We start from the raw sequence: 12,431 nt of genomic DNA on the forward strand, positions 1-12,431 counted from the left end.
ATCGCCGCTGGTTCCATGCTGCAACGCTTTGCTGCGTCGCACAAGGGGGCGTCATGACGGCGTCCTATCGGTTCGCGCCCGCAAGGTTCTGCAGCATCGCCTGGGTCAGCAGCTGAGGGAGGATCTCGGGCTCGGCGCTACCCGGCTTGTACCAGAGATAGAGCGGGACGCCCGCACGGTTGTGCGCCTCGATGAAGCGGCCGAGCGCCGGATCGCCGTTGGTCCAGTCGCCGACCAGCACTGCGACATTGGCCTTGCGCAGCGCATCCGCGACGGCCTCGGTCTCGATCACTGCCTTTTCGTTGACCTTGCAGGTGAGGCACCAGTCGGCAGTGAAATAGGCGAAGACCGGGCGACCCGATGCACGTAGTTCCGCCAGCCGGGCTTCACTGAACGGCTCGGCGCCGGCGACTGAGGGACGCTCGATGCCGGCAGGTGCCGGGCGGACGAATACGACCGCGGCGAGGGCGAGCAGGAACAAAGGAAACGCCGGCAGCCAGGCGCGGCTCAGCCCGCGTGCCTGTCGCCGGCCCGCCCACCACAGCCCGAGCGACGCGAGCAATGCCGCGGCGAGTCCGATCGTCATCCCGTCGGCGCCCGCTTGGCGCCCCAGCACCCAGGCGAGCGCCAGCGCGGTGAGGAACATCGGCACCGATAGGATGCGCCGCATCGTCTCCATCCACGCGCCGGGTCTGGGCAGGCGGCGGCGCAGCGCGGGGACGAAGCCGAGCAGCAGGAAGGGGAAGGCGATGCCGAGCCCCAGCCCGCCGAACACCGCGAGCGCCGCGGGCCAGGGGAGGATCAGCGCGCTGCCCAGAGCCGCGCCCATGAATGGCCCGGTGCACGGCGTCGCGACGAAGGCGGCGAGCGCGCCGGTCATGAACGACCCGCCAGTCCCGCGTGCCGAGGCGCGATTGACGAAAGCGGGAGCGGGGACTTCGAACAGTCCGGCAAGGTTGAGCGCGATCGCGGTGACGAGCAGCAGCAGCACGACGATCACGCGCGGATCCTGCAGCTGGAACGCCCAGCCCACCGCCACGCCGCCCGCCCGCACCGCGAGCAGCGCGCCGCCGAGCGCGAGGCAGGTCAGCACCACGCCTGCAGCATAAGCCAGCGCCTCACCGCGCGGATTGCCGGCGTCGTCGCCGGCTTTGGCGAGGCTCAGTGCCTTGAGGCTGAGGATCGGGAAGACGCAGGGCATGACGTTGAGGATCAGCCCGCCGAGCACCGCGCCGAAAAAGGCGGTCAGCGCGATCCATAGCCAGTTGCCCGCCGCCGCAGCCGAAGCCGCTGCCGGCGCGACGGTGCCGGGCGCGGCTTCGAGCACGAAGCCCTGGCTGCCGAAAGCGAGCACGCCGCGGATCGGTCCGGCCGGTCGCTTGGCGGGCGCCTCGATCACCACCCGGTCGCCGTCACGCACTACCCGCTGGGGTGCGGCATATTCGATCGCGCCGTCGGTCAGCGGGAAGAAATAGCCTTCGCCGGCCACCGCGGCCGCGGCGGGAAGGGGACGCCCAGCCGGAATGTCTTGCCGTCGACCTGATACGACGCCTGCGCGCCGAGCGGCCTGGGCAAGGCCGCGCGCCAGCCGTTGAAGCGGATACGGCGATCGGCCGGCACCGCGCCGTCGCCGATCGCGAGCTTCGTCTCGAGTTCGGCCTTTTCTGGGACGCAGATCTGGTCGGTGCAGACGAGATAATCGAGCTTCACATGGACGGGAAACGGATCGCCGGCCCTGGCGTCCGCGGGCACCTTGAGCGTCACCAACGGCGCGAACGGGGCCTCGTAGACATAGTTCATCAGCCCGCCGATGATCAGTCGCTGCGGCACCGGGAAGCGCAGCGGCCCCGCGCTCGCGCCCGTCGGCAGCGTCCATTCGGCGCGGGCGGGGAGGCCCGCATCGCCCGGATTTTCCCAATAAGCGTGCCAGCCGGGCTCGGGCGTCGAGGCGAAGGCGAGCGTGACGTCGCTGCCGGGGGCGGGATCGCCGGTTTCCGCGATCAGCTCGATGCGGACATGCGGTCCCTTGCCCGGCGCTTGCGCCGCAGCGGGCCCCATCGCGAGCCAGAGCGCGAGCGATATCAAGAAGAAACGTAGCCAGGCCATGTCGCGTCCTTGCCCAGGATCGGCCGATGGACAATAGCTGGGCACGGATTTCCTCACGCTTCGGAGCCTCGTTCTCGATGAAGTTTGCTCTTCCCGCCGCGCTGGCGCTGCTCGCCGCCACGCCTGCCGCTGCGCAGCAGGCTCCCGCACCCGCTGCCGCTGCGCCCGCCATGCCCCCCAAACTCGTCGTGGTGATCTCGGTCGACCAGTTCTCCGCGGACCTCTTCGCCGAGTATCGCAGCCAGTTCCGCGAGGGCTTCGCGCGGCTGATGTCGGGGGCGGTGTTCCCCTCGGGCTATCAGAGCCATGCCGCGACCGAGACCTGCCCCGGCCACTCGACGATCCTCACCGGCGCACGGCCCGCCCGCACCGGGATCATCGCCAATGACTGGACCGATTTCTCGGCCCCGCGCGAGGACAAGACGGTCTATTGCGCCGAGGACGAGAGCGTTCCCGGCAGCAGCTCGAGCAAATACACCGTCTCCGACAAGCATCTGAAGGTGCCGACGCTCGGCGAATGGATGAAGGCCGCCGATCCCGAGAGCCGCGTCGTCTCCGTGGCGGGCAAGGACCGCGCCGCGGTGATGATGGGCGGGCACAAGGTCGACGAACTCTGGTGGTGGGACGGCAAGGGGTTCGTCTCCTATGCCGGCCGCGCCGAGCCGGCGATGGTCGCCCGGGTCAACGCCGGCATCACCGAACGGATTGCCGAAGCGCAGGAGCCGATGGAGCTGACGCCGTTCTGCCAGGCACGCAGCCGCGCGGTGCCGGTGACTCCCACCCTTTCGGTCGGTGACGGGCGGTTCGCGCGCGCTGCCGGCGACGTCCGCGCCTTCCGCGCCTCGCCCGAATTCGACGAGGCCATCCTCGCATTGGGTGCCGGGCTCGCCACCGACATGAAGCTGGGGCAGGGCCCGCATACCGACCTGCTGATCGTCGGCGCCTCGGCGACCGACTATGTCGGCCACAGCCTCGGCACCGAAGGCAGCGAGATGTGCCTTCAGATGGCGGCACTCGATCAGGCGCTCGGCAAATTGTTCGCGGTGCTCGACAGGACCGGCGTCGATTATGCCGTCGCGCTGACCGCCGATCATGGCGGGCACGACCTTCCCGAACGCAACCGCGACCATGCCGCCCCGATGGCGGCGCGCGTCGACCCGGCCTTGGCGGCGAGCGCACTCGGCAAGGAGATCGCGGCCAAGCTCGGTATCGCGGGGCCGACCTTGGTCGGCAGCACGGCGGGCGACGTCTATTACGATCCGAAGCTGACCAAGGCGCAGCGCGCCGCGGTCGAGGCGGAGGCGATCCGCCGCTATTCGGCGCATCCGCAGGTCCAGGCGGTGTTCACCCGCGCCCAGATCGCCGCGACCGGCGCACCCAAGGGGCCGCCCGAAACCTGGACCCTGCTCGAGCGCGCGCGCCAGTCTTTTGATCCGGCGCGTTCGGGCGATCTGGTGGTCGCGCTCAAGCCGCGCGTGACGCCGATCGCCAGCCCCGGCCCCGGCTATGTCGCGACGCATGGCAGCTTCTGGGACTATGACCGGCGCGTGCCGATCCTGTTCTGGCGCAAGGGCATGACCGGATTCGAGCAGCCGCTGTCGGTGGAGACGGTCGACATCGCGCCGACGCTGGCGTCGCTGATCCATGTGCCGGTGCCGGTGCAGATCGACGGACGCTGCCTCGATCTCGATTCGGGGCCGGGAAGCACCTGCAAATAGGATTTGCCGGGCTTAACTTCGCACTTTGCCCGCAGCTTCGCTAATTTCGTTGCGCCGCAGAGCACGAATATTACGCGGGTGTGTGGGTGGAATCTCGACGGTTCAAAGAGCTGGACGAGAGCGTCGCACGGGAAATCCTACATTGCGAGATACCAATCTCCCTCTCCCCTTGTGGGAGAGGGAGGGAGCCGACGCAGTCGGCGGAAGGGTGAGGGGGACGTGGGTCTCACTCCCCTCATCCTTCCCACTCGTTGCGCGAGCGGGCCCCTTCCTTCTCCCACAAGGGAGAAGGAGTTTAGCGCCGCTCGAAGGCGCGCATTCCGGTAAGGCGGTTGTTGCTCAGCTCGATCGTGTCGCCGCTCAGATCCGCGACGAACGCCGGGTTCGGCGGCGCGCCGGGGGCCATGCTGGCGACATTGTCCTCGATCCGCAGCCCGCGCGCGGGATAGGTCTTCCTTCGGCCGCCACCACGATCAGCCCCGAATGATTGTCCTTGCTCTTGCCCTGGACGAAGGTGTTGCGCGCGATCAGGCCGGTACCGCCTTCGGACAGGTCGATCATGTAGTTGGTCTTCCTGCCGGCGCTGTCGTCGAAGCTCGAATCGGTGATGTTGACGCGGCGCGCGCGCAATTTGACGTAATGCCCGCCGGTGCCGCGCTCGAAGCGCGAGCGGGTGACCGAAACGTCGCCGTCGACCGCGAGATAGATCGCATGGCTGCAATTCTCGGTCTCGCACTGGCCGAGCCCGGCGAAAGTGGTGCGATCGATGCTGATCCGGCGGACGGTCTCGTGCCCGCCGCCCAGAATGCCTTCCTGGCTGTCGAGGAACATCGAATTGGTGATCGTCAGGTCGCCCATCTCGTGACGGATGCCGGCGCCGTTGCCGTCGGACACCGCATAGCCGCGGAACACGATGCCATCGATTGTCGAGCCGCGCCCGCGCAGCACGAAGCCGGCCTTTTCCTCGCACACTTCCTTTTCGAAGATCACGGTGCCGGGCTGGCGCGCCTTGAAAGTGATCTTGCCGCCGGTCTGGACGGTGCACTGGCGATAGGTGCCGGGCGCGATCAGGATCGTCGCGTCATCGTCGCGGATCGCAGTGACCGCCTCGTCGATCGTGGCATAGCCCTTCCCCGTCTCGGCGACGACGAAGGGAGCGGTGCGCTCCTGCGCGGCGGCAGGGGCGGCGAGGGCGAGGAGGAGGATCGTTGCGCGCATGTGCCGCTCCTACGCGCCCGGGTGGAAAGAGGGGTTAACTGGCGATCAGGGGATGATCGTCGTGAACAGATAGACGCCGAGGATGACGAGGTGCACCACGCCCTGGAGGATCGTCGTACGGCCGGTCGCGAGCGACAGCGTCGACACGATCAGCGTCAGGAACAGCAGCACGATGCCCTTGGGCCCCAGCCCCAGCGAGATCGGCATGTCGGCGAACAGCGACAGCGCCGCGACGCCGGGGATCGTCAACCCGATCGTGGCGAGTGCGGAGCCGAGGCCGAGATTGAGACTCGTCTGGAGCCGGTTGGCCAATGCCGCGCGGACTGCGGCGATGCTTTCGGGCAGCAGCACCAACGCCGCGATGATCACGCCGACCACCGCCTGCGGCGCGCCCACGGCGAGCACCCATTTCTCGATCGGATAGGCCAGCGACTTGGCGAGCAGCACCACGCCGCCGAGGCATGCGAGCAGGAGTACCGCGGAGAAGAGAGCGGTTCGATCGGACGGCGGATCGGCGTGCACGTCGGCATCGAGCGCCGCCGCGCGCGGAGGGAGGAAATAGTCGCGGTGGCGGACCGTCTGCACCGCGACGAAGGTGGCGTAGAGCAGGAACGATACCACCGCGACGAAGCCGAGCTGCTCGGGCGAATAGCCGGGGCCCGGATTGGTGACGGTGAAATTGGGCAGCACGAGCGTGAGCACGGTCAGCGCGCAGAGCGCAGCGAGCGAGGCGCTGACGCCGGTCTGCTGGAAGGCTTGCTCGCGATGCTTGATCGCGCCGACGAGGATGCAGATGCCGAGCAGGCCGTTGAGGATGATCATCACCGCGGCGAACACGGTATCCCGCGCCAGCGTCGCGCCGCCTTCGCTGGCGGCGCTCATCAGGGTGAGGATCAGCCCGAGCTCGATGATCGTGACCGCGACCGCCAGCAGGAAGGTGCCGAAAGGCTCGCCCACGCGGTGCGCCACGACTTCGGCGTGATGCACCGCGGCGAGAACGGTCAGGATCAGCACGGTGGCGAGAATGAGCGGGGAAATGGTGATGCCCTTGCTCGTCAGGAGCAGGAGCCAGGCGGCGGCGGGAGCGGCCCATGTCCAGTGGTGCAGGATTCGCATCATCGGCATGTCTTACGCTCCATCCCCGGCAAATGTCCGCGCATCAGCCCTTGAGCATCCTGATGATGCCAGAGAAATCGAGCGTCGCGCCTTCGCCGTTCGCGAATTTCTCGTACAGTTCCTCGGCGCGCGCAGCCATCGGCGTCTCGGCATCGACGCTCGCGGCGGCTTCGAGCGCGAGCTTGAGGTCCTTGAGCATCAGCGCGGCGGCGAACCCGCCTTGATAGTCGCGGTCGGCCGGAGTCTCGGGGCCGACGCCGGGGACGGGGCAATAACTGGTGACCGACCAGCTCTGGCCGGAGCTGACCGAGGCGATGTCGTAGAGCTTCTGCAAGTCGAGGCCGAGCTTCTCGGCGAGCGCGAAGCTCTCGCAGGTGGCGATCATCGTCGCGCCGAGCATCATGTTGTTGCATATCTTGGCGGCCTGGCCCGTGCCGCCGGCGCCGGCATGGATCACGGCCTTGCCCATGTCCGAGAGGAAGGGCTCGGCGCGCGCGAACGCCGCTTCGCTGCCGCCGACCATGAAGGTGAGCGTGCCGGCACTGGCCGCGGCGATCCCGCCCGAGACGGGGGCGTCGACTGCGGCGAGGCCGTGGGCGCCGGCGGCTTCGGCGACCCGGCGCGCCGTGGCGACGTCGATCGTCGAGCAATCGATCAGGATCGCGCCCGCATCGGCATGCGGCAGGATATTGTCGGTATAGACGGCTTCGACATGGCGCCCGGCGGGGAGCATGGTGATCACTGCCTCGGCGCCCTCGATCGCGGCATTGGCGTCCGCGACGGGCAGGCAGCCGGCCTTCTTCGCCTTGTCGAGCGCCTCGGCGGAAAGATCGTAAGCGCGGACATCGTGCCCGTGCTTCGCGAGGTTCGCGGCCATCCCGCCGCCCATATTGCCCAGCCCGATGAATGCGATGCGTGCCATGGTTTCTTCCTTACTTCCGGACGGCGGCGTCGACGAGCCGCCGGATCACCTTGCTTCCCTCACCAGCAGCTTCGTCGTCGGCGGGCGCGAATTCGGTGACGGTAAAGCCCACGACATCGCCCTCGCGCGCGATCCTGGCCACCAGCGCTTCCGCTGCGTCGATCGAGAGCCCGCCCGGCTCGCGATAGGCGAGATGGGGAAATTCGGTGGGCTCGAGCACGTCGAGGTCGAAATGCACATGGACCGGGCCGGTGACCGGCGCGGGATCCAGCGTCGTCAGGCCATGCGCATCCCTGAACGCCCAATCGCCCGCATCGCCGACGCGGATTCCTGCATAGCGGAAGTGCGACGGATCCAGCGGCCGTCCCATCAGCGCGCGCATCGGCGCGGGCGCATTGCCGAGGATCGCGCTCACCGGCATGCCATGGAAACTGCCGCTGGGCGAAGTCTCGGGCGTGTTGGCGTCGAGATGCGCGTCGATCCAGATCACTGTCAGTCCGGGATGGATTCCGGTCAGCCAGTCGATCGTGGCCACGTCGACCGCGCAGTCGCCGCCGGCGGTCAGCAGGCGGCGCGGACGATGCTGCGCAAGCAGCGCCTGGGCGCTGTGGAACTGGTCGAGGATCGCCTCCCAGCGATGCACGCCCTCGCCATCGCCTTCGCGCGTGCTCAGGGGCACTTCCGCAAAGGGGCCATAAACGGCGCAGACTTCCGCCGCCGCCCGGGCGCCGCGCGGCAGATGCTCGTACCTGCCCGAGCCCTGCCACTGCGGATAAGCGAGCACCAGGTCGAACGCGGCATGCGTTTCGATCATTATTTGCCGCTCCAGTCCCCCGGCCGCTTCTCGACAAAGGCGGTCATGCCTTCTTTCTGGTCGGCGGTGCCGAACAGGGCGTGGAACAGCCGGCGTTCGAAGGCAACGCCCTGCGCGAGCGTGGTCTCGTAGGCCGCGTTGACCATCTCCTTGTTGGCCAGCACTGCGAGCGGCGCCATGCCGGCGATCGCCGCGGCGGTCTTGACCGCATCCTCGACCAGCTCGGCGGCGGGAACGATGCGGGCGGCGAGGCCGGCGCGCTCGGCCTCGGCGGCGTCGATCATCCGGCCGGTGAGGCACATTTCCATCGCCTTGGCCTTGCCGACGGCGCGGGTGAGGCGCTGCGAGCCGCCCATGCCGGGCGAGACCGCGAGCTTGATCTCGGGCTGGCCGAACTTCGCAGTGTCGGCGGCGAGGATGAAGTCGCACATCATCGCCAGCTCGCAGCCGCCGCCCAGCGCATAGCCGGCGACCGCGGCGATGATCGGTTTGCGGGTGCGGGTGAACGCGTCCCAACCGGCGAAGAAGTCATGGCCGTACATGTCGGCAAAGCCCTGCGCCTGCATCTCCTTGATGTCGGCGCCCGCGGCGAAGGCTTTTTCGCTGCCGGTGATCACGGCGCAGCCCTGCGACGCGTCCTTGTCGAACGCGGTCATCGCGTCGAGCAATTCGGCCAGGACCTGGCTGTTGAGTGCGTTCAGTGCCTGCGGGCGATTGAGCGTGACGAGCGTGACGGCGCCGCGCTGTTCGACGAGGATGGTTTCATAGTCGGACATCATTCTCTCCGTTCGTCATCCCGGCGAAGGCCGGGATCCGGAGCCACGAGCGGCGCGGCCGCCGGCTCTGGGCCCCGGCCTTCGCCGGGGTGACGGTTGTTGTTCAGGCGGGCGCCCATGCCTGGTCTTCGGGCAGAGGCGCGAAAATCTGGTCGATGACGTGATCGGTGACGCCCTCGATCGTGGCGGGCTGCCAGCGCGGTTCATTGTCCTTGTCGACGATCACTGCGCGGACGCCTTCGGCGAAATCGGGGCGCTGGACGACACGGCTGGCGACCGCGAACTCCTGGCGCATCTCGTCCTCGAAGCTCGGCATGTGCCGGCCGAGGCGGACGAGGTGGAGCGATACCTTCATGGCCTGCGGCGATTTGGTCGCGAGGATCGCCAGCTGCTCCTTTGCCCACAGGCCGGAATCGGCGGCGAGCGCGGCGATGATCTCTTCCAGCGTGTCGCCTGCGAACAGCCGGTCGATATCGGCGCGGTGTTCGAGGATCGTATCGTCGTCGGGAACGTCCGCCATGCCTTCGAGGACGCTGACGATCTCCGACGAGGGCCGCTCGATCAGCCCTTGCTTCGCTTCGTCGAGCTTTGCGCTGGCCATATAGTGTGTCGCGAGGCCCAGCTTCAGGCAGTCGGCGCCGTTTAGCCGGGCGCCGGTGAGCGCGAGATATTCGCCGATCCGCCCCGGCAGCCGCGAAAGATACCAGCCGCCGCCGACATCGGGGAACAGGCCGATCCCGGTCTCCGGCATCGCGAATCTGGTGTTTTCGGTGGCGACGCGGAACTTCGCGGGCATCGATATGCCGACCCCGCCGCCCATGGTGATCCCGTCCATGAAGGCGACGATCGGCTTGGCGTAGGTGAACAGCGCGTGGTTGAGCTGGTACTCGACGCGGAAGAAGTCGCGCGCCGCCGCGCCGTCGCCCGCGCCGCTCTCCGCGATCATCCGGATGTCGCCCCCGGCGCAGAAGCCGCGGCCCTCGGCATGGTCGATCAGCACGGCCTCGACATCAGTGTCGCTGCGCCAGGCAAGGAGCGCATCGAGCATCTTCGCGCACATCGCGGTGTTGAGCGCGTGGATCGCCTTGGGCCGGTTGAGCCGGATGCGGCCGGTCCGGCCTTCGACGAAGGTGAGGACGTCGTCGGTCACTGCCGCGTCAGCTCCCGCCCGACGATCATCCGCATGACCTGGTTGGTGCCCTCGAGGATCGAGTGGACGCGCAGGTCGCGCCAGAAGCGCTCGATCGGATAGTCCTGCAGATAGCCGTAACCGCCGTGGAGCTGGAGCGCGCGGTCGACCACCGACGAGCCCGTATCGGTGGCGAGGCGCTTGGCCATTGCGGCGAACTTGGTCTTGTCGGGTGCGCCGGCAGTGACCTTGGCGGCGGCGAGATAGAGCAGCGCGCGGGCGGCCTCGAGCTCGGTCGCCATGTCGGCGAGGGTGAACTGGGTGTTCTGGAAATCGGCGATCGGCTTGCCGAACTGCTGGCGGTCCTTGGTATAGGTGATCGCCTCGTCGAGGCAGCGCTGCGCGCCGCCCAGCGAGCAGGCGCCGATGTTGAGCCGGCCGCCGTCGAGGCCCATCATCGCGAAGCGGAACCCCTCGCCCTCGCCGCCGACGCGGTTCTCGACCGGCACGCGGACATCCTCGAAGGTCACTTGCCGCGTCGGCTGCGAATGCCAGCCGAGCTTGCGCTCGTTGGCACCGAAACTGACCCCCGGCATGTCCTTTTCTATGACCAGGCACGAGATGCCCTTCGGGCCCTCCTCGCCGGTGCGGACCATCGTGACATAGACTTCGTTCTCGCCGGCGCCGGAGATGAACTGCTTCGATCCGTTGACGACATAATGATCGCCATCCAGCACTGCGCGCGTCTTGAGCGCGGCGGCGTCGGAGCCCGAGCTCGGCTCGGTGAGGCAATAGCTGGCGATGCGTTCCATCGTGATCAGCGAAGGGAGGTATTTGTCCTTCACCGCCTGCGAGCCGAACGTGTCGATCATCCAGCTCGCCATGTTGTGGATCGAGATGAAGGCGCTGGTCGACGGGCAGCCATAGGCCATCGCCTCCATGATCAACGCCGCCTCGAGGCGGCCGAGGCCGATCCCGCCGCTTGCCTCGGACACGTAGATCGAGGCGAAGCCGAGCTCGGCGGCCGCCCGGATCGTTTCGCGCGGGAAGATGTGCTTCTCGTCCCATTCGGCCGCGTGCGGCGTGATCGCATCGGCAGTGAATTGCCGCGCCATCTCCTGGATCTGGAGCTGCTCGTCGGTGAGTTCGAACTGGGTGGTCATGGGGCTTTCTCGTGCAGCACCCGCTCGGCGAAGAGCCGGTTGGCGAGGGTGATGTTGTTGCGTTCGTACCAGCGGGGGCGGGGAGGCCCTTTTCCCAGGCGAGCAGCTCGGTGAGCGTGCCGTTGGCGCTGGGCACGTCGGGGGCGGCGGCCTTGAGCGGATCGGCATAGGCCGTGTCCGCCGTGACGATCTCCCAGCCGTCGGCGCGCAAGGCCTTGACCAGATCGACGATGAAGAGTGCGGCGATGTCGGTCTCGTGGAGCAGCATCACGTGCGGCGGCGATCGGCCGATCGACTTGACCATCAACGCGTCGGCGAAGTCGGCGGCCTGGACGTGGGTCTCGACATAGAGATCGCGCAGCGCGGCCATGTCGATCTTCTTGCCGGCCCTTTTCGCATCGACCGTGAGCTTCTCGATATTCCAGTCCGAGCCTTCGGCAGTGACATAGCCGTTGGTCAGGCCGCGCTCGGCCAGGCCCGCGCGGACGGCATCGCGCTTCGCTTTGTCCTTGCCGCCCTCGTCGAGGAAGGGATAGCGGAACCACGGTCGGCGGCCGGGGCGCGGCTTGAGCCATGCTTCCGCCTTGTCCACATCGGCGAGATAGTCGGCGACTGTGAGCTGGTTGAGATGCGGGTGGCTGAAGCTGTGATCGGCAATGACGTGGCCGGCGCGGACATAGCGATCCACCACTGCTTCGTCGCCGGGCTCCTGGACCTTGCCCGGATTGACAAAGAAGGCGGCCTGCTCGACCCGCGCCTTCCTGAGCGCCGCGACGAGCCGCTTGCTGCGTTCCTCCTTGGTAAAGAAGGCGCCGACGCCGCGCGGCGTGTCGTCGAAGGTGAGGGCGATGCGCTTTTGCGCGGCCGCCGCGGGGGCGAGCGCGAGCAGGACAAGCGCGATGAGGGCGGTGGCGAGGCTGCGGATCATGCGCAGCGACGGTAGCGCAACGCGCCGGGCATTGCATCGTCGCCCTGCTCGCGGCGGACGAGCGTCTGGCCATTGTCCTGCGCGTCGAGCGTCATGCGGCGCGTCCAGCTCTGGCCCTCGCCGGTCATCGCGAAGTCGGCGGCGATCCGGCCGGCGTCGCGCTCGACGATCTTGCCCAAAGTGCCGACCGATTCGTAGAAGCGCAGCGTATCGCCGGTGATCGTCAGCAGCCCCTTATTGTCGCCCTTGGTCGAGGTGCAGTCGGCGGGGACGAGACCCCAGCGGCCGTGCAGCGCCGTCGGGATGCCCGTGCCGATATCGGGAGCGGGCGACGCCGTGGCGCTTGGCGCAGCTTCCGGCGGCGCGGGGGTGGTCGCGACATTGTTGTCGGTGAGCACCACGCTGTCGTTGGTCGCGGCCTTTTCGGTGCCGCCGCCGCAGCCGGCGAGCGACAGCGCGGCGAGGCTGATGGCGGCGATCATCGCGGCTTTGCGCATCTCGAGTCCTTCAAATCGTTTCGGTTTCGAGCCCAACGCCGGGC

9 protein-coding genes and 2 pseudogenes are annotated in these 12,431 nt (G+C 68.1%); 1 reads left to right on the plus strand and 10 read right to left on the minus strand.

Going from position 1 to position 12,431, the window contains the following annotated elements; genetic code table 11:
- Positions 1-64 precede the first annotated feature (64 nt).
- A pseudogene (locus PIB19_RS20760) lies at positions 65-2,106 on the minus strand (protein-disulfide reductase DsbD family protein).
- Between the two features lie 77 nt (positions 2,107-2,183).
- Between PIB19_RS20760 and PIB19_RS20765 the strand changes: the two are divergent.
- On the plus strand, positions 2,184-3,824 hold the full coding sequence (locus tag PIB19_RS20765; RefSeq protein ID WP_271241051.1) for an alkaline phosphatase family protein: 1,641 nt from the start codon (positions 2,184-2,186) through the stop codon (positions 3,822-3,824).
- A 360-nt stretch (positions 3,825-4,184) separates the two neighbouring features.
- Here the strand turns inward: PIB19_RS20765 and PIB19_RS20770 are convergent, their stop codons facing one another.
- From PIB19_RS20770 to PIB19_RS20810, 9 genes and pseudogenes are all read right to left on the minus strand, one after another.
- Positions 4,185-5,042, minus strand: coding sequence for a right-handed parallel beta-helix repeat-containing protein (locus tag PIB19_RS20770; protein ID WP_336297212.1), 858 nt, complete (start codon positions 5,040-5,042; stop codon positions 4,185-4,187).
- A 45-nt stretch (positions 5,043-5,087) separates the two neighbouring features.
- Positions 5,088-6,167: a calcium:proton antiporter gene (locus PIB19_RS20775; RefSeq protein ID WP_271238857.1), complete on the minus strand. Its 1,080-nt coding sequence runs from the start codon at positions 6,165-6,167 to the stop codon at positions 5,088-5,090.
- Between the two features lie 34 nt (positions 6,168-6,201).
- Entirely contained in the window at positions 6,202-7,080 is an 879-nt protein-coding gene (gene mmsB, locus PIB19_RS20780) for a 3-hydroxyisobutyrate dehydrogenase (RefSeq protein ID WP_271238858.1), read from the minus strand.
- A 10-nt stretch (positions 7,081-7,090) separates the two neighbouring features.
- Positions 7,091-7,894: an arginase family protein gene (locus PIB19_RS20785; protein WP_271238859.1), complete on the minus strand. Its 804-nt coding sequence runs from the start codon at positions 7,892-7,894 to the stop codon at positions 7,091-7,093.
- Positions 7,894-8,670 (minus strand): enoyl-CoA hydratase, encoded by a 777-nt coding sequence (locus PIB19_RS20790; protein ID WP_271238860.1) that lies wholly within the window; start codon positions 8,668-8,670, stop codon positions 7,894-7,896. Before PIB19_RS20790 ends, PIB19_RS20785 begins: the two co-directional genes overlap by 1 nt.
- Positions 8,671-8,773: 103 nt before the next feature.
- On the minus strand, positions 8,774-9,820 hold the full coding sequence (locus PIB19_RS20795; protein ID WP_271241052.1) for an enoyl-CoA hydratase/isomerase family protein: 1,047 nt from the start codon (positions 9,818-9,820) through the stop codon (positions 8,774-8,776).
- On the minus strand, positions 9,817-10,962 hold the full coding sequence (locus PIB19_RS20800; RefSeq protein WP_271238861.1) for an acyl-CoA dehydrogenase family protein: 1,146 nt from the start codon (positions 10,960-10,962) through the stop codon (positions 9,817-9,819). The genes PIB19_RS20795 and PIB19_RS20800 overlap by 4 nt, the downstream gene beginning before the upstream one ends.
- Before the next feature lie 562 nt (positions 10,963-11,524).
- Positions 11,525-11,890: pseudogene (locus PIB19_RS20805) on the minus strand (polysaccharide deacetylase family protein); the annotation flags it as partial.
- Positions 11,887-12,387: a hypothetical protein gene (locus PIB19_RS20810; RefSeq protein ID WP_271238862.1), complete on the minus strand. Its 501-nt coding sequence runs from the start codon at positions 12,385-12,387 to the stop codon at positions 11,887-11,889. The gene PIB19_RS20810 and the pseudogene PIB19_RS20805, both read right to left, overlap by 4 nt.
- Positions 12,388-12,431 lie beyond the last annotated feature (44 nt).

The organism is Sphingomonas sp. 7/4-4, from assembly GCF_027941955.1.
Lineage (GTDB): Bacteria > Pseudomonadota > Alphaproteobacteria > Sphingomonadales > Sphingomonadaceae > Sphingomonas.